Annotated in this window: 15 protein-coding genes; 10 read left to right on the top strand and 5 right to left on the bottom strand. The window is 40.4% G+C overall.

Translation table 11 applies throughout. The annotated features are described in order from the left end of the window. Positions 1-125: 125 nt before the first annotated feature. On the bottom strand, positions 126-1,499 hold the full coding sequence (locus PQ478_RS03505; RefSeq protein WP_289235838.1) for an alanine/glycine:cation symporter family protein: 1,374 nt from the start codon (positions 1,497-1,499) through the stop codon (positions 126-128). Between the two features lie 258 nt (positions 1,500-1,757). Between PQ478_RS03505 and PQ478_RS03510 the strand changes: the two genes are divergently transcribed. The 6 genes from PQ478_RS03510 to PQ478_RS03535 all read left to right on the top strand — a co-directional run bounded on the left by PQ478_RS03510 (position 1,758) and on the right by PQ478_RS03535 (position 7,953). After that, positions 1,758-3,032: a GntP family permease gene (locus PQ478_RS03510; protein WP_289235839.1), complete on the top strand. Its 1,275-nt coding sequence runs from the start codon at positions 1,758-1,760 to the stop codon at positions 3,030-3,032. A gap of 108 nt (positions 3,033-3,140) precedes the next feature. Continuing rightward, positions 3,141-3,314, top strand: a complete 174-nt coding sequence (locus tag PQ478_RS03515; protein ID WP_139314710.1) for a YfhD family protein — start codon at positions 3,141-3,143, stop codon at positions 3,312-3,314. 126 nt (positions 3,315-3,440) lie between these two features. Continuing rightward, positions 3,441-4,181 carry a glycerophosphodiester phosphodiesterase gene (locus tag PQ478_RS03520; RefSeq protein WP_289235840.1) on the top strand — a complete coding sequence of 247 codons (741 nt, stop codon included), beginning with the start codon at positions 3,441-3,443 and terminating at the stop codon, positions 4,179-4,181. A 789-nt stretch (positions 4,182-4,970) separates the two neighbouring features. Then, positions 4,971-6,014 carry an ArsR/SmtB family transcription factor gene (locus PQ478_RS03525; RefSeq protein WP_289235841.1) on the top strand — a complete coding sequence of 348 codons (1,044 nt, stop codon included), beginning with the start codon at positions 4,971-4,973 and terminating at the stop codon, positions 6,012-6,014. Between the two features lie 89 nt (positions 6,015-6,103). Then, positions 6,104-7,372 carry an MFS transporter gene (locus PQ478_RS03530; RefSeq protein WP_289235842.1) on the top strand — a complete coding sequence of 423 codons (1,269 nt, stop codon included), beginning with the start codon at positions 6,104-6,106 and terminating at the stop codon, positions 7,370-7,372. Positions 7,373-7,455: 83 nt separating this feature from the next. Beyond that, on the top strand, positions 7,456-7,953 hold the full coding sequence (locus PQ478_RS03535) for a hypothetical protein (RefSeq protein WP_289235843.1): 498 nt from the start codon (positions 7,456-7,458) through the stop codon (positions 7,951-7,953). A 44-nt stretch (positions 7,954-7,997) separates the two neighbouring features. Here the strand turns inward: PQ478_RS03535 and PQ478_RS03540 are convergent, their stop codons facing one another. Genes PQ478_RS03540 through PQ478_RS03555 form a run of 4 tightly spaced genes read right to left on the bottom strand, consistent with a single transcriptional unit; the run spans position 7,998 to position 14,160 of the window. Continuing rightward, complete coding sequence (locus PQ478_RS03540) at positions 7,998-10,427, bottom strand: glycogen/starch/alpha-glucan phosphorylase (RefSeq protein WP_289235844.1); 2,430 nt, start codon at positions 10,425-10,427, stop codon at positions 7,998-8,000. Beyond that, positions 10,420-11,859 carry a glycogen synthase gene (locus PQ478_RS03545; RefSeq protein ID WP_289235845.1) on the bottom strand — a complete coding sequence of 480 codons (1,440 nt, stop codon included), beginning with the start codon at positions 11,857-11,859 and terminating at the stop codon, positions 10,420-10,422. Before PQ478_RS03545 ends, PQ478_RS03540 begins: the two co-directional genes overlap by 8 nt. Positions 11,860-11,882: 23 nt before the next feature. Then, positions 11,883-12,989, bottom strand: coding sequence for a glucose-1-phosphate adenylyltransferase subunit GlgD (glgD, locus tag PQ478_RS03550; RefSeq protein WP_075683181.1), 1,107 nt, complete (start codon positions 12,987-12,989; stop codon positions 11,883-11,885). Positions 12,990-13,005: 16 nt separating this feature from the next. After that, entirely contained in the window at positions 13,006-14,160 is a 1,155-nt protein-coding gene (locus PQ478_RS03555) for a glucose-1-phosphate adenylyltransferase (RefSeq protein ID WP_075683180.1), read from the bottom strand. Between the two features lie 295 nt (positions 14,161-14,455). On the opposite strand from PQ478_RS03555, the gene PQ478_RS03560 reads away from it, so the two are divergent. The 4 genes from PQ478_RS03560 to PQ478_RS03575 all read left to right on the top strand — a co-directional run bounded on the left by PQ478_RS03560 (position 14,456) and on the right by PQ478_RS03575 (position 18,716). Next, positions 14,456-15,181, top strand: a complete 726-nt coding sequence (locus PQ478_RS03560) for a DUF2225 domain-containing protein (protein WP_289235846.1) — start codon at positions 14,456-14,458, stop codon at positions 15,179-15,181. 37 nt (positions 15,182-15,218) lie between these two features. After that, complete coding sequence (locus PQ478_RS03565) at positions 15,219-15,701, top strand: chemotaxis protein CheX (protein ID WP_075683179.1); 483 nt, start codon at positions 15,219-15,221, stop codon at positions 15,699-15,701. 138 nt (positions 15,702-15,839) lie between these two features. After that, positions 15,840-17,381: a bifunctional GNAT family N-acetyltransferase/carbon-nitrogen hydrolase family protein gene (locus PQ478_RS03570; RefSeq protein ID WP_012957657.1), complete on the top strand. Its 1,542-nt coding sequence runs from the start codon at positions 15,840-15,842 to the stop codon at positions 17,379-17,381. An 810-nt stretch (positions 17,382-18,191) separates the two neighbouring features. Next, positions 18,192-18,716 (top strand): FixH family protein, encoded by a 525-nt coding sequence (locus PQ478_RS03575; protein ID WP_075683178.1) that lies wholly within the window; start codon positions 18,192-18,194, stop codon positions 18,714-18,716. The last annotated feature ends 123 nt before the right edge of the window (positions 18,717-18,839 follow it).

An 18,839-nucleotide genomic window follows, 5' to 3' on the forward strand; every position in this document is an offset into this window, starting at 1 on the left:
AAGATTATCTCGCTAGTAATTAGAAGATTATTCTAACTTAAAGAATATCATAATTTTTTATGGTTGGAAGAGAGGTATTAAAATAAAAAATCCAGCCACAACATATGTGGCTGGATTTTTGTTTTTTACCCTTCTTGTCTTGCACCGGCACTTTGGGCCTTCTCTTCTCTCATTTGTTTTAAGAAGCGGTGTGTCTCAGCGACAACAACGCCTGAGAGTCCAAGAAGACCAATTAAGTTCGGGATCGCCATTAGGCCATTCATAATATCAGCTACACCCCATACAACATCTAAGCTAGCACCAGCACCGACTGCTACAGCTAAAACGAATAACACTCGGTAGACAATAATCGAAGTTTGAGATCTAAATAAATAATAGAAACATTTCTCGCCGTAATAGGACCATCCTAAAATAGTTGAATAAGCAAAGAATACAAGACCTACAGCTACAACGACTGCACCAGCCGGCCCTAAGAAATATTCAAACGTCGCGGATGTTAATGCCGCACCAGTTTCGCCGCCTGTATATAAGTTACCCATGACAAGGGCAATACCCGTAATTGAACAAATAATGATCGTATCAATGAATACTTGAGTCATTGAAACAAGCGCTTGGCGTCCAGGATAATCGGTTTTAGCAGCAGCGGCAGCGATTGGAGCAGAACCTAGACCTGCTTCATTCGAGAATACACCACGAGCTACCCCGTATTGAATAACAACCCCGATAGCGCCGCCGGCTACAGCCTGACCAGTAAAGGCATCAGAGAAGATTAAGGCTACTGCACTAGGAACAAGTTCTACATTACCTAAAATTAAAATAAGTCCAGCTCCTACATAGAATAAAGCCATCAATGGAACGATAAAAGCAACGGCACGGCCGATACTGCGAATACCGCCAAGTAAAACAAGTCCTGTGAAAATCGCTAATAAAATACCTGTGATCCATGGATTAATACCCCAGTTGCTCTCAATAACAGCAGCTACTGAATTTGATTGAACAGTGTTCCCAATTCCAAATGCAGCAATGGCAGCCAAAACAGCAAATGTTACACCAAGCCATTTCATTTTCAGTCCTTTTTCGAGATAGTACATCGGACCGCCAGCCATTTGACCGTTTTTATCTTTTTCACGATACTTAACAGCTAAAATAGCCTCTGCATATTTTGTTGCCATCCCAAAAATCGCAGACAGCCACATCCAAAATACAGCACCAGGTCCCCCGATTACGACTGCGGTTGCTACCCCGGCAATGTTACCGGTACCGACAGTTGCGGCAAGAGCAGTCATTAATGATTGGAAATGGGAGATATCACCTTCTGAACTCTTATCTTGCTTTTTACTGAAAGCAAGTTTTAGAGCGTAAGGTAATGTTCTGAATTGAAGAAAAGCGAGACGAAATGTAAGATAAATACCCGTACCGACTAATAAAATAAGCAGCGGTGGACCCCATACAAAGCCACTAATTTCATTGATTGTCTGAATTAATCGGCTTTCTTCCATAATAAAACCCCCTTTTAGTTGCATTAATAGTATTAATATTCCGAAAATATACCGAGTTTGTCAAGCTAATAAAAAAATTTTGTCTGCAAGACAAGCTAGTTGTCATACTAGCAAGCAATTTGTCATCTATCAACTAGTTTGTAAGGTATTCTCACAATGCTAGTTTTCTAAAGCGAAAAGGGGTATGATGAATGGGTATGAATGACATAATGATAGCTTTTTAATTGAAATAGTTACATATAGTTAGGTGATGACAACATGGATATACAATTAACGATTCTAGGAACGATGCTCGCACTTTTTGTAACGATTGGCTTAATCCTGATTCGAGTCGCACCAGCCTATGCGATGATGGCAGGTGCTTTAATCGGCGGAGTTTTTGGCGGTGCTACTTTAGTTGAAACAGTCGGCCTAATGATTGGCGGAGCCGAAGGAATGGTCGGTGTTGTTTTACGTGTATTAGCAGCCGGTATTCTAGCTGGCGTGCTGATTGAATCAGGCGCAGCAAAGACGATTGCCGAGTCTATATTATATAAGCTCGGAGAAACGAAAGCGTTACTTGCCGTGTCCGGTGCAACGATGGTTTTAACAGGAGTCGGCGTGTTTATTGGCGTTGCTGTTTTAACAGTAGCACCAATCGCGCTTTCTATTGCTAAGCGAGCGAATTTGTCTAAGATGGCAGTACTCTTGGCGATTTCTGGCGGGGGCAAGGCTGGGAATATTATTTCTCCTAACCCAAATACAATAGCGGCAGCAGAGGCTTTCCAAGTGCCATTGACTTCTGTGATGTTTGTTGGAGTAGTACCAGCACTTTTTGGAATAGGTGCTACGTATATTTTGGCAAAAAGAATACGTAATGTCGGAGCGCCTGTTGATGATACTGAACTCTCAAGTGAGGTAAAAGGGGATTCTCCAAGCTTGGCAAAAGCCCTGACTGCACCAGGTGCAGCAATTGCTTTATTGCTTTTACAGCCATTGTTTGGCATCCATGTTGATCCGCTTTTTGCCCTTCCTATTGGGGGGATTGTTGGAGCACTCATTATGGGGAAAGGTAAACATTTAAATGCTTATATTACATCTGGTCTTGAAAAAATGGCAGGGGTGGCTATCTTATTATTAGGCACAGGAACATTAGCTGGTATTATCGCGCATTCCGCTTTGATTGAAGCCATCTTAAATGGGATTGATGCTTTGAGTTTACCTGCTTACTTCCTAGCGCCTATTGCAGGAATTACGATGTCAGCAGCCACTGGATCTACCGCTGCAGCGACAGCCGTAGCGGGTAATGTGTTTGCTCCGACCATTCTTGAACTTGGTATTCATGCCTTAGCAGGTGCTGCTATGGTCCATGCAGGAGCAACTGTTCTTGATCATATGCCTCATGGGACGTTTTTTCATATTACAAGAGCAAGTGTTGGTATGGCGATGAAAGAGCGCTTTAAGTTATTGCCTTATGAAACACTTGTTGGACTAGTCATTGTGATTGTTTCAACATTAATCTTTGGTGTGTTTGGATTCTTGTTTTTTAGTTGATGTGAACTGGGACTTGGTTGTGAATGAATAACTCACTTATTCCTTCGTACATACTAACAGTTGATAAAGATCAAGCGGTCTCTTTATCTAATACGAGGAGGTATGAAGATGAATAAGAACCCAAATCAAAAACAAAAACAACAGAACAGCCAAGAGAACATGCAATACCAAGGTCCATACGATGAGGTAGAGTTTTCAAAAGAATTTGCTGATTCAGAAGATCAAGAAGCAATGGCTCGCATGAAAGAAGCAGACGCAAGAGCTAGTCAAAAAAAGAAATAATATAAATGGGGGTGCCTTTCTTTATAAGCAGGAAGGCATCTTTTTATTTGTATCGAACATATAGTGAATGAAGATACATTTAAAAGATTTCACATGAAGTAAATTTGATGAAAAGGAGATCGATTAATGATCAATACCGCTATTTTTGCTCATCGTGGTGCTTCGAAGTTTTTTCCAGAGAATACGATGTCAGCCTTTGAAGCGGCACATTTATACGGAGCAGACGGGATAGAGTTTGACGTTCAGTTAAGTAAGGACCTTGTACCGGTGGTTATTCATGATGCGACGTTAGAGAGAACGACCAATGGATTAGGCAAGGTTAGTTCATATACGGTTGAACAATTAAAGAGTTTAAGTGCAGGAGAGTGGTTTGGTCCCCGTTTTAAAAATGAGGCGATTCCAACACTCGAGGAGGTACTGATCTGGGCAAGCGGAAGTGGAATGAAATTAAACATTGAACTAAAAGGGGCTATACATCAAAGAAATCATGTGATTCAGACGATTATTCCTTTAATTAAAGACTATCAGCTCATAGATAAAGTAATTCTCTCTTCATTTGATCACCGAGTCATTTACCAAGCGATACAGCACTCACCTGAGATTGAAACAGCTGTCATTGTGACTGCCGCGCTCCATGAGCCTGAGGAATATGTAAAACGTATCGTTGGAGCCCGGGGCTATCATTTTTTATCGCCGTTATTATTGGAGGAAGAAGCGAGAGAACTTATAAAGAGCGGTGTGAACATTAGACCTTATACCGTAAATGAAAGAGAACAGCTTGCTATATATATGAAGTGGGGGTGTCAAGGTGTGTTCACAGATGACCCTAAGCTTGCAATTGAGGTAAGAGAGCAGCTGAATTGTTAAATGCTGTAAGGATAAAAGTATTTTAACTTGTGGGATACTTTTGCGTCCTATATGCAGCGCTCCTGAGATATACTCCGCTAGCTAGTGAGCTTATGCCCTTCAAATGCTTTAAACACGGGCTATAGCAGATTGGCCGCTCCTGAACTATACTTCGCTTTCCGTGGTGAGCTGCTGAGCTTCCTCGGGCTTTAGCCCTGTGGGATCTCAGCCCTGCTCAAGGCACCACAGGAGTCTCCGTATAGTTCATCCGCTAAGTTTTTGCTTTTTCCAGAAATGCAATGGAATGATGTAGGAAGCTTAGTTCTAATTATAATTGCTTTCATCTGCGGCACTGTCCTTTAAGTTTAGATGCTGCTTATAATAAGGGCGCACCATGCAATATCCACGCTCCGTTGATTGGAGCGGAAGGCACCGACTCCAGCGGGATGTGTGTGACCAGGGGAGATCCCACAGGAGCGTAGCGACGAGGAAGCTCCCGGTCCGCCCGCGGAAAGCGTGTGCCTGCAGTGGAAATCAACAGCTGCTGCAGGGAGGTGTTTTCTTCAGTTGCCTCAAAAGTGTGGAGAAGAACGGAGACCTTGCATTAGCCAAGCAACGAGAAAGTCTCCCGGACCGCCCGCGGAAAGCGAGTGCCTGCAGTGGATATTAACCACTATTGCAGGGGACGAGCATATTAGTAATTAAACACTTGATTCCCATTTTATTTTATTTGTATTGACATTCGATCGTGGTCATACATATAATTCTATATAAGTCGAATGTGTAATTTTATAGTGTTGGAGGTGCAACATGGAGCCATTGAAGAAAATGACGTTTGTATCCTCACCTGTCATTGATTTATTAGCCAGTATGCTGAGAGTAGTCAATCATGAGCAGCTAAAGGAAACTGAGGGATTAGGCGGGCAGGTGACAAAAGAGATAGAAACATGGGCGCTTGAAACACGAAAGAAAGTACCTGAAGAAATGATGAAAGAGCTCGAAACGTTCTTTCACCATGAAAGTTACTTAGCAATCACATTAATACCCCTGATTATTAAGTATGAATTGTATAGTGATGTTCATTCGTTTCTTAGTGCATTGCACAATCTAGAGGATGAAGAACTGTATTATTATTTCATAAATACAGGATTTGGGCCTGACGAAGAGCTGACAACGTTTTCTGATCCGAGTGCAGTGATCTCTTTTTTGAATAAATTAAATGTTCCAGAAACAGAAAAATGGAAATTAAGTTATTTAATTTTTGATGGACCGAAAACAAAGCAGCGGTTAATTAAATTAATTGAACGTTTTTATTATCATTACTACGAATCGGTTGAGGCTCAGGTAGTCAAAGATCAACAAAAATGGATTGATACGATGACGGACTTTACCAACGAGAGAACGACGAACTACTTTAACACATTGAATAAACAATTTGTGATCAATGTAGAAGAGTGGGAGAAGGTCATTGTAACACCATCTTATTTTATGGATTTTTCAATGCTCTTTATGTCGATTAGAAAAATAAACCTCACTGCATATGTACCGGGAATCAGGCATATTGAAGTGCAGGATGTCGGCAGAGGGGAGAAAGAAACATTAGAGTCCATTCGTACCATGACAGATGAAAAGCGATTTAAGATGCTTCAGCTTCTTAATAAGCAGCCCATGTATGGTTATGAATTGGCCCAGCATTTAGACGTGTCGAACTCTACGATCTCTCATCACTTATCTGCTTTAGTAGCAAGACAATTTGTGCAGGCCACTAGGAGAGAAAACAAAGTGTATTATGAAGTAAATCAAGAAGAAATTAAGCAAGTAATTAGGTCATTAGAGCGTTTATTAATTAAATAGGTGAGACCAGTATTCATCTATTTTTTTGTAGTAATATTCGATCTGTGTCGTAAGAGACTTACAATTAAATTGAAAAGAGGTTGGCTGTAATGGCAGAGCTATCAGTGGAGAGAGAAGAGTCTGCAGTCGTTCGAGAACGTTCCTTAATGAAAGAGTACCGCTTTTTGCTGTTGTTTTTCACGCTGCTTGTTTCAAGTTTAAGTGTATCCTTTTTTATGGTAGCCACCAATTGGTATGTCGTAGATTATTTAGGTGTAGAAGTAATGCTTGGTATCGTCTTTTTTGCATCAAGTGTGCCGAGACTGATCTTTATGCTGATTGGCGGGGTCATCGCCGATCGAATGAGTAAAGCTTGGGTGATGTTTCTATCAGATTTCTTGAAAGGGCTTTTATTACTTGGTGTCATTGCTTTATTCCTTTTTGATTTATTTACGATCTGGCCGCTTGTTATCTTAGCTTTTATATTTGGTGTTCTTGATGCCTTTTTCTGGCCGGCAAGCGGTTCGATTTTACCTGAATGTGTAAAACAATCACAGCTGACTCGTGCAAATACAATTATTGATATGACCCGGCAAGGATCTATGATTGCAGGTCCATTACTAGCGGCAAGCATGCTGGCTCTAGGTGGATATGTCCTGCTCTTTGGGATAACAGCCTTATTGCTTCTTTTGGCCGGTGTCATTGATTTGGTCCTTAAAAAGAAAATACCTGAGAAAAAAGTGAATGATGCAGGTTCTAATCAAACGGAAACGGTCATACAAGCAATGAAGGAAGGGTTCCGCTACGTAAAGCAAAGTCCGTTCCTTCTTGCTTTAATGGCTTCAACAATCTTTCTAAACTTCTTTTTCAGCGGGCCGCTTCAGTTAGGGATGCCGATATTTGCTTCACATGTACTTCAGGGAGATGAAGTGACGTATGCTTTGTTAAACGGAGGAATTGCAGCTGGCATGTTAGCAGGCGGAATCATTATTGGGATCGTCAATGTACAGCGGAAAAGAGGATTAGTTTCAATCATAGCCATGTCATTTATAGGGCTAATGTTTTTAGGGCTTAGTTTATCAACAACCTTTATAGGTAGCATGTTGTTTATTATTTTGCTCGGAGCAGCTGTTAGTATAACGAACATTCCTCTGATTACTGTTATTCAAAGCCACACAAACGGAGAGTACCTCGGAAGAGTGATGAGTTTAACATCTTTTGCTTCAATGGGATTGATGCCGATTTCTTACTTGTCCACTTCTATGCTTTTAGCGGCTGGCTTGCCGATTGAACAAATTATGTTCTACAGCGCAGCAGGGCTGGTGTTTGTATGTTTAATGATCTTATGGAAAGCAGAGGCATTAAGAACGGCTGATTAGAAATGTGTATCTTTTAGAAAATGTCGGTAAAGCTAACCTTATCAATGAGTATGATTAGTTTTCTTAAGAAGGTGTTGAAAAAGGTGAAGAATTACCGGATATTCTCAATCATGATCATAATCCTTTCTTTCTTTACAGCCACTACATTAGGCAAAAAAACGTTGAAGAGATATCTGCCAGCTACTTTGGTGATGTCCCTTATCGTCACATTAGAAAGTATCATAGCTAAAAAGCGAGTGTGGTGGTGGTTTTATGAAAAGCTTCACCCCAAGGTTCAAGGGGAGCTTCCGCTTATTTTGGGTCCTTTTTTTATTGGATCCTTGATCATATTAAAGGCAACGTACGGAAAATTTTTACGTTATTTCTTATTAAATATGGTGATTCATTTATTATTTGTCGGTCCGATCATTACACTTTTAAAACGATTTGGCATTTCTTCTTTAGTTCGTATAAATCGCACCCAATTGTTTTTCTTATTTTTTACTAAATCAATGATGATGTATATTACTCAAATGGTTATCGATCGAATAAGAGGGGAAGGGCAAGCGTCAGATGACGGAAATAATGATGCACACATATAATAGAAAAAGTGCTTAGGGTTGGATTCCTAAGCACTTTTTGATCGTCATGCTTTTGAATATTGTGAGGAGGAGATATTCCATATTTCATTTGCATATTCCATAATCGTATGGTCGCTTGAAAATTTACCTGAATGCGCAATATTCGTTGCACTTTTCTTTAACCAGCTGGATTGATCGCGGTAGGTCTGTTCAATCAACTGCTGCGCTTCTACGTAACTGTCAAAATCTCTTAGAACAAAATATTCATCGTTATTAAAAAGAAGAGAATAATAGATATCTTTGAATTCTACATCATCTTGTGTAAACGATTGGTTAATTAATTGATCAATTACATTACGGAGGCGGAAATCACTATTATAATAATCGCGTGCTTTATATTTTCCGCTTTGCTGATACTCAAATACTTCATCTGCTGTCAGACCAAAGGTGAAGATATTATTAGAGCCGACAGCAGCGCCTATTTCTACATTTGCCCCGTCCTGTGTTCCGAGTGTTAAAGCTCCGTTCATCATTAACTTCATATTTCCTGTACCGGATGCCTCTTTGCTCGCAGTAGAGATCTGCTCGCTTACATCAGATGCCGGAATGATTTTTTCAGCCAGACTTACACTGTAATTTTCAAGGAAAACGACTTTCAGCTTATCTTTGATAGCAGGGTCATGATTAATTTTATCTGCAACGGTTGTGATTAACTTGATGACATGCTTTGCGAAGTGGTAGCTAGGAGCAGCTTTCGCTCCGAAGATGAAGGTTCTAGGAGTACAGTTCATTGATGGATTCTCACGATACAAATGATAAAGGTGAAGGATATGAAATACATTTAATAATTGACGCTTGTAGCCATGCAGCCTTTTAATGTGAACATCAAAAATTGAGTTCTCATCGACTAAAATGCCATGCTTATGATTAATATAGGAAGCTAGCCTGCTCTTATTTTTCTTTTTCACACGTGCGAGCTCTGATTGAAAAGCGGAATCACCTACGTATTTTAATACATTGATTAATTCTTTAGGCTCTTGGATCCAGCTCTTTCCGATCGTTTCATTTAAAAGGGAAGCAAGCTCAGGGTTCGCATGAAGCAGCCAGCGCCTGTGGGTGATCCCGTTTGTTTTATTTGAAAAGCGCTCAGGATACATCGTATAAAAAGGTTTCATCACACGATCCTTTAAAATATCTGTGTGAAGCTTGGCTACACCATTCACACTAAAGCTGCCCACCATAGCAAGGTGTGCCATATGGATCTGTCCGTATGAAATGATGGCCATGTCAGCAATTTGATCACGCAATTCAGGGTGATTAAACCAAATATCCTGACAGAAACGTTCATTAATTTCTTCAATAATTAAATAATGTCTAGGCAGGAGCTCTCTTACCATTTCTTCAGGCCATTTTTCTAAGGCTTCGCTTAATGTCGTATGATTCGTGTAGGCAACGGTTTTCGTCGTTAACTCCCAAGCTAGATCCCAGCCGAGTCCGTGAACATCCATTAATAAGCGCATTAATTCAGGAATCACCAGGGTAGGGTGGGTATCATTAATTTGAATGGCAATTTTATTTGGCAGTTCACTCAGAGGCTGATTGCTCTTAAGAAATTGATTTAAAATGCTTTGAACACCAGCTGAAACTAAGAAATACTGCTGTTTTAAACGTAGCAGTTTTCCTTCATAAGAAGAGTCATCAGGGTAGAGAAACTCTGAAATTTTTTCAACAGAGCGCTTGTAATCCAAATAATGATAGTAGTCTTTTCCTTGTACGGAATTAAAGTGAAAAGGGTTATTGGTTGATTCTGCACTCCACAATCTTAATGTATTTACATTGTCTGTCGCATAGCCAACGATCGGAACATCATAAGGGACTGCTAGTACTTTTTCGTAATCGTAGTGTTCGAAAACCAGCTTGTTATCTACATAAGCAGGTTTGACGTGCCCTCCAAAGTGAACCTCAATCGCTTTTTCAGACCGTTTCGTCTCCCACATATAGTCGTCTTTAAGCCAGTAGTCCGGAAGTTCAACCTGGTAACCGTTCACCATCTTCTGTTGGAAGAGGCCATATTTATATCGAATACCAATGCCATGTCCAGGGAGGTTTAATGAAGCGAGAGAGTCAAGAAAGCAAGCGGCTAATCTGCCGAGTCCGCCATTACCAAGGCCCGCATCAGCTTCTTCTTGAAACACCTCATCTGGATTAAAATCATATTCCTTCAGTGTTTCACAGCATACATCATACCAGCCGTGATTCAAGAGGTTTGTCTCTAACAGCCGACCTAGCAAAAATTCCATTGAGAAATAATACATTTGTTTTTCATCATTGCTAAGGTGGACTTGCTTTGTTTGCTGCCAATTGCTGTTCACTTCTTTATTGACTAGAAGGGCAATTGCTTGAAATGCTTCTTTATTTGTTGCTTCATCGGGCTGTTTGCTGAATGTGGTTAATAGCTCTTCTTGAAATTGTGCTGCAAATGTCTCTTTATTCATCGCGTTGATCCCACGCTCCTTTTGTCATCACATGATTATAGACGTTCTCATACGCTTTTGCTGAGTGAACCCAATTGCTGCTGCTTTGATATATATTTTGAAGCAGCTGGTTCCACAGATGTTCAACGCGGTATAACCATAAACCGCGTCGAACGGTATAAAGAAAGTCTCTCTCATTGTAATTCGTGAAGCTCAGACCATTTCCTTCTCCATTAAACTCATTAAATGAAGAAATCGTGTCCTTTAAGCCTCCGGTTTCACGAACAATCGGAACCGTCTCATAGCGAAGAGCGATAAGCTGGCTTAGTCCGCATGGTTCAAATTTTGATGGCATGAGCAGGAAATCAGCTGCTGCATACATAAAAGCTGCGAGCTTTTCATTAAAGCCTTTATAAAAAGATACGCGTTCTGGGTGAGTGCGAGCCATGCGTTCTAATTGTTCCTCAAGATGAGCATCACCTGACCCTAACAACACAAGCTGAACATCTTCTTCACAAAGCAGCTCATCGGCGGTATCAACCAATAAAGAAACTCCTTTTTCATCAACAAGCCTTGATATTAGGGCGATCATTGGCGTGTTTTCACTGATTGTTAATCCTAATTTATCTTGAAGGGCCTTTTTATTCTCTTGCTTTTTCTCAGGTTGACGATGGTACGTATAAGGAATATGAAAGTCTTTTGCCGGATTGTAATAATCCTCATCAATTCCATTAACGATGCCCGATAAAGAATGCTTTCTTTCACACAAGAGCCTATCTAAACCTTCTCCAAAAGCGGGGGTTTGGATTTCTTCTGAATAAGTCGGACTTACAGTTGTAATCCAATCAGCATGATAGATTGCCGCCTTCATAAGATTAATGTTCTCGTTATGTTCAAGACCTAAGCGATGCTCCTCGTCTAAATGTAGGAGCTCATCGAAAACCGAGTGGGGGAAGACCCCTTGGTATCTAAGATTATGAATGGTGTAGATAATCTTAGGCTGACTCTTTAATGCTCCGGTTTTTATATATGCAGGAATAAGCCCGGTCTGCCAGTCATGACAATGAACAATATCAATAGTCAAATTTAACTTGTTAATAGTATCTAAGACGGCGTGAGTAAAGAAAGCAAAGCGTTCCCCGTCATCTGCTTGACCATAAAAGGGTACACGGTCAAAATAATAGTCATTTTCAATAAAATAGTATGTCACCTGATGCTCTTTGTAGCGTAACACGGCACAATGTTGATTTCTCCATTTGACAGCTACATCAAATGTTTCCACCCATTCAAGCTGCTCTAAAACAATAGAGGGGAGGGAAGCTGTCTTTGGAAGAAAGACAGTTAGTTCATGATCTAGGTGAGTCAAAGCTTTTGGAAGCGAGCCGATAACATCAGCTAAGCCTCCTGTTTTAAAAAAAGGGGTGCATTCGGTTGCGATCATGGCGATTTTCATTACTGGCTTCTCTCCTTTAATCGTTAAATCACTTTTCGTTTAGCTACAACATAAGGCTGTTTATCTGCTCCAATTAAGGTTTTATTAGGTGTAAGAGTTATGTCTTTATCAAGAACAACATTCTTTAGGACGGTTCCTTTTTTGATGACGCACCGCTGCATGATCACGGAGTTTTCAATCACAGCGCCACGCTCTACTTTAACCCCGCGAAACAAGATGCTGTTAGATACTTTCCCTTCAATAACGCAGCCGTTGGCTATTAATGAGTTCGTTGCGTTTGAACCTCTTTTATACACAGTAGGGGGTTCATTCTTAATTTTGGTCAACAATGGCTTTTTTGATAAGAATAATTCCTCAAAATGTTGATCGGATAAAAGCTTCATGCTTTGTTGGTAGTATGCAGACAGTGAATCAATAACGGCAAGGTAGCCGTTGTATGCATAGCTTCCAATCTTAAGCTTGTCAGCACGGGGGATAATACCCTCTTCGAAAAGAAATGATTTTCCCCGAGCAATACATGAATCCACTAACTCGAGTAAAAGATCTTTTTTAATGATATACATATTCATATAATAGTTAGGATTTTTTTGATCATTTGTAAGATCACGTACGTGGCCTGTTTTATCTATTGTAAGTTTCTTTGAAAATGGTGTATCTGTTACCATCTTTTCATTGTGTTGATAGACGACTGTCACATCTGCATTGGTATTCAGGTGCTGAGTGAAGACTTCTTCAAAATCAACGGTTGAGACGTGCTGGCTGCCCGTAATAAGGACATGGTCTGCTTGGCCTCGGGCAAAGAAGTCGCGATTATTATGAAAATGCTGCAGCTCCCCTTTAGAAATATCAGTCGGGTCATTCCAGTCTGGAGGAAGGATGAAAAGCCCGCCTTTAACATGATCGAGATCCCACGCCTTGCCATTCCCTAAATGATCCATTAATGATCGATATTTCCTTCTTGTGAAAACCGCAATTTCTGAAATTTGTGCATGAACCATATTGGATAAAACAAAATCAATCAAACGGTAGCGCCCGCCAAACGGCACAGCAGCTCCGCACCTAAAGTAAGTTAACTCTCCTAGCAGATCTTGTTCAGCATCTAAGTTAATTACACCCATTAATCGCTTCAATGAACGAGCATCCTCCTTACGCTAACATCGTTAACGCTTCAAATTTTGTTTCTTGATCGATAACTAAAATGTCATGTTTAGAAGAAGTAATTCTTGTGCCATCAGGAATGTGGGTGCCCTCTGTCACAATGACATTTGTTAAGGTCACATTTGAGCCGATCTGTACATTAGGCATCAAAATAGAGTTTGTCACTTCACTGTGTTGCCCGACTTTTACTCCATGGAATAGTATCGATTTCACAAGCTTTCCATAGACTAAGCACCCTTCATTAATGAAAGATCGGCTGACTTTTGCTCCGGCGGCTATATATTGTGGAGGCTGATTAGGATTAGTTGAATAAATTCTCCACGCGTCTTCGTGTAAATCAAGAGGAGAGTCGGTAGCTAAAAGGTCCATACTCGCTTCCCAATAACTTTGAACGGTTCCAACATCACGCCAGTAGCCGGAGAAAGGATAGGCAACAAGCTTGAGATCACTTTCGAGCATAGAAGGGATGACGTTTTTCCCGAAATCATGCTCTGAATGAGGATTTAACGCATCATTAGTTAAAAATGATTTCAGATAAGACCATGTAAATAAATAAACCCCCATAGAGGCTAAGTTATTTTTCGGGTGTTTAGGTTTTTCTTCAAATTCAGTGATTGTGTAGTCTTCATCAGTGTTCATGATGCCAAAACGGCTCGCTTCATCCATAGGCACCTCAATGACTGAGATCGTCACATCTGCTTGTTTTTCTTTATGGTATTGAAGCATTTTGTCGTAATCCATTTTATAAATGTGGTCCCCTGATAACACGAGTACGTATTCGGGCTCGTATTGTTCAATGAAGCAAGTATTTTGATAGATAGCGTCTGCTGTTCCGAGATACCAAGACCCGCCTGCTTTTTCTACAAATGGAGGCAATGCTGTTAATCCCCCTTGACGATGATCAAGCCCCCAAGGAGTTCCAATTCCAAGGTGGGTGTTAAGTGCTAATGGTTCATACTGAGTGAGAACCCCTACTGTATCAATACCAGAGTTTGTACAATTGCTGAGCGGGAAATCAATAATGCGATATTTGCCTCCAAAATACACAGCTGGTTTAGCCAGCTTTTTTGTGAGCGAGCCTAATCGTTTTCCTTCCCCACCAGCTAAAAGCATTGCGACACATTCTTTTTTAGAACTGTTCATTTAGTAAGCCTCACTTTCATTAAACGTCAATTGATGGCACTTTGCTTGTTGGTTGCTTGTAAATTAGAAATTGTTCTCAAACCGCTTCTAAGATAGTACGAATATATTTCCTCTTTACTCTATGATTGTGCAAACGCTTACCATGACTAATAAAAAATATAAATTTTTCACTGGGGGTTTTTTGGGTAATAAGTTCTGTTTTATCTATTTTTTTAATTGAAATAAAGATTACCTATAGCTAATATTGGTCTTTTGAACTAAAATAATATGTATCAAAAGAACTAAGGTGAGGCTTATGAAGGATACAATTGAGCCACTCTATGATAAAAGTTGTACGTGTATGGTTTGTAGTCATTCATTTACAACAAAGAGAATTCGTTCTCGCTTTGTCAAAGTAAAAAAGCTGCACAATGATTTTTTTACTGAATATAAAGAAACTGATTTAAATCCTATTTATTATGAAGCCGCAGTGTGTCCGGAATGTGGGTTTACATTTACTGATATGTTCCAACCAAGCTTTCCACAAGGCTCCTCAGATGCGATAAGAGTAGTGTTGAAAAGCTGGAAGAAACAGAATTTTGGAGAGAAGCGGACAAGAAGCGATGCGATACGCACATTGAAGCTGGCCTTACTGTCTGCTGTCCTTAAAAAGGAAAAACATATCGTCATTGCCGGGCTTTGCCTGAGGTTAGCTTGGATTTACCGTGAATCACGTTCAAGTAAATTATCTTCAAGTGAATTATCCCAATCTGAAGAAAAACGTTTCTTAGAACAGGCATTAGAAAGATACATCGCTTCTTATGAACAAGCGGATTATGTTGGTACGCAGATGAGTGACATAAGAATTCTTTATTTGATTGGAGAGTTATCGAGACAATTAGGGAATCAAGCAGATGCCATTCGTTATTTTAGTGAAGTGATTCATCACAAAAATAGAGCAGTTGAAGCAAAGCTTGTAGAGATGGCAAGAGAACAATGGTACATCATGCGTCAAGACATCAAGGACGTAGAAAGTCAATAAAGGCAAGGGTATGAAAGATCATAGGAGGTCTGGCGTTATGAATGTGCAATACATAAATGCGATTTGCCGTGCTGCAAAATCGATTTTAACGAGTCATTTAGGAGTAGAAGTTGAGAATATGCGCCCAAGTGCAGGCAGCGGGACAGTTCCTTCACACGGGATTTCCGTCATTCTTGGGGTTAAAGGCGACTTAAAAGGTCAAATTATATGTACCTTCCAAACCGAAACCGCCTTAAATATTGTTGGAGCTATGATGGGCGGAATGAAAATAGAAGTACTAGATGAAATGGGCTTCAGTGCCGTTCAAGAGTTCGGAAACTGGGTTGCTGGAACGACTGCGACTGAACTATCAAAAGAGGACTGTGTGATTGATGTAACTCCGCCTGTAATCAATGAAGGAGATTCAAAATTCCACTCCAGTTATCCATATATAACAGTTCCCCTAAAAAGTACATTAGGGGAGATTCAAGTGCATATTTCCGTATCAGAAGATGGGGCAAAGACACGATCTGCTATATAGGCAGGTCGTTTTTTTGTTCACCGAATACACTAGAATGCTGCTTCCTAAAAAGAAATAAGAGTGTTCCAATCAAAAGAGTGTTCAAATCGACAAAAAACGGGTAAACTCATGGGTGTTATGGTAAAGGAGATGATATGAATGTCAGAAATAGATGTTTCCAAATTTGAGAAAAAAATGATTATCCGAACGATAGAAGAACGTGATTTTGATGCAATTATAAATATGCAAAAAGTATGTTTTCCAAACATGGAGCCATGGAAGAGAGAACATTTGCAAAGTCATATCGATATTTTCCCAGAAGGGCAGTTCTGTGTTGAGTATGACGGGGAAATCATTGGTTCCTGTTCTAGTTTGATTATCAACTTTGATGAGTACGATGATCAACATACATGGGATGAAATTACTGATGAAGGCTACATTACGAATCATGATCCTGAAGGATACAATTTATACGGAATTGAAGTGATGGTTCACCCGCAGTACCGCCGCATGAAAATTGGCAGAAGACTTTATGAAGCACGGAAAGATCTTGCAAGAGAACTTAATCTAAAAAGTATTATTATCGGCGGGAGAATCCCAAATTATCATAACCATGCAAAGGAACTTACGCCGCGTCAATATGTTGAAGAAGTAACGATGCATAACTTGTATGATCCAGTTCTTACTTTCCAAGTGATGAATGGATTCAGCTTGAAACGAATTAATCAGAACTATCTTGAAGACGACCGTGCTTCCATGCGTTATGCGACTTTGATGGAGTGGAATAATATTGACTATCGTCCGACGACTCCTAAACGTCAATTTAAAACATCTTTCCCTGTGCGCATTACGACCATCCAATATGAGATGAAGAAAATTTCTTCATTTGAAGATTTCGCGATTCAGTGTGAGTACTATACAGATGTTGCGGCAAGTTATCAATCGGACTTTGCTGTATTTCCGGAGATCTTTACGTTGCAGCTGCTTTCTTTCTTACCGGAAAAAAGCCCAAGTCGTGCAATTCGCAGGCTGACGGAATTTACTGAGGATTACATTGAATTATTTACGAATTTAGCGGTTAAATACAATGTAAACATTATTGGAGGATCGCATTTCGTTGAAGAGGAAGGGAAGATTTACAATATTGCGTATCTCTTCCGTCGTGATGGAACAATTGAGAAGCAATATAAACTTCATATTACACCAAATGAACGTAAGTTCTGGGGTATTCATGGTGGAGACAAAGTAAATGTATTTGATACAGACTGCGGAAAGATTGCCATTCAAATTTGTTATGATATTGAATTCCCTGAGCTTGGTCGTATTGCAGTTGATAAAGGTGCAAATATTATCTTTACTCCATTCTGTACCGATGACCGCCAAGGCTATCTGAGAGTACGTTACTGTTCACAGGCTCGTGCGATTGAAAATCAAGTATATACCGTTCTTTCTGGTACAGTTGGAAACTTATCTCAGGTGGAGAATATGGATATTCAATATGCTCAATCTGGTATCTTCAGTCCATCAGACTTTACGTTTGCACGTGATGGAATTGTCGGGGAGTGCAACCCTAATATCGAAACTGTTGTAGTCGGGGACGTTGACCTTGAAATCCTCCGCCGCCATCGCCGCGCAGGAAGTGTGAACCAGCTTCGTGATAGAAGACATGATGTCTATAAGATTGTTTATAAACAAGACTAAATCTAGAAGCTGAAGACATTACTAAAGCTCAGCACCTTGAAAAAGCACCTTTGCCAGGTGCTTTTTTGGTATGAATAAAACGAAAAGAGGTAGTATTTAGTTGGGCTGATTAAAGTCCCCCCTGCAGTAGTGGCTGATTTCCGCTGCGATCAACGGAGCGAAGAAGTAATATAGTGCTCCCTCATTATAAGTAGCTTCTAAACCTAAAAGACGGTGCGGCAGATAAAAGCAATTTTAATCAGAACTGAACTCATTTGCTACGTCATTACACTACAGTTCTGGAAAAAGCGATAACCTAGCGGATGAACTATACGGAGACTTCTACGGGGCCTAGAGCAGGAGTGAGATCCCACAGGGCAAAGCCCGAGGAAGCTCACTAGCTACCGTGAAAAGCGAAGTAAAGTTCAGTAGCGGCGAATTCGCTATAACCCATGTTTAATTATTTGAAGCTAAATAAGCTTTCAAGCTATAACTACCTCACTCCCAAAATAATAAAATGCAATCACTTAGCGGATGAACTATACGGAGACTTCTACGGGGCCTAGAGCAGGAGTGAGATCCCACAGGGTAAAAGCCCGAGGAAGCTCACTAGCTCCCCGTGAAAAGCGAAGTATGGTTCAGTAGCGGCGAATCCGCTATAACCCATGTTTAAAGCATTTGAAGTTAAGTCACTATTTTCCCATGAAAAGCCGAGTACATTTAAGGAACGGCGAGTATACTCAAGCACATATCCGCCCCTGTGGCTGGCAAAAACGTTTATCATCCTCCCTAAATGGATAAGCTGTAGACATTAAATGGGAGGAATGAAATATGAAGCTTGAAAAGGTATTACGGCCAGAATGGGTTATTCCAGCCATCATTGTACTCTTTATTTTAGGTTCAGGAGCTGTTCTTTTCTTAGCTGCCGTCTCAAAAGATCAAGTCGTAACCAATTGGTCGATGAATGTAGCAGGGCTTGATGAGTTTTATCAGACAGGAGAAGCGGTCGATATTCATTTATTTTTAGAGGACGCAGAAGGGCACCCGATTGAAGATGCCAATGTATCAGTTCTCCTAGACAGGCCTGAGACGGTGCATCATATGAATAAGGTGATGCATAAGGTCGAGGGGGGCCTATATGAGACAGAAGCCATCTTCTCTTTGCCTGGTACTTGGATTGGAATGGTAGAGGCAGTTAGAGGGAAGGATGTGTACCGCAATCAATTTTTGCTTCGGGTAGAGGGCGGAATAATTGCAGAATCTAATCGTGACCCTGAAGATGCATTCACTCTAGATCAGCCCTTACCTGCATATTTACAAAAAGAAATGGAAGCGATTCCGGCATCGCATCCTTAGACTTTTCAAATAATACCAATAGCGTTATAATGACTCTATGATAAAAGGTCGGAGACAAAGGGACCACAACATGATGCGGAGTGAAGGCAGCTCTGTAGATGGTTGTGGTCTTTTTTAGAGTAA

This window comes from Alkalihalophilus pseudofirmus (assembly GCF_029094545.1).
Taxonomy (GTDB): Bacteria; Bacillota; Bacilli; order Bacillales; family Bacillaceae_D; genus Alkalihalophilus; species Alkalihalophilus pseudofirmus.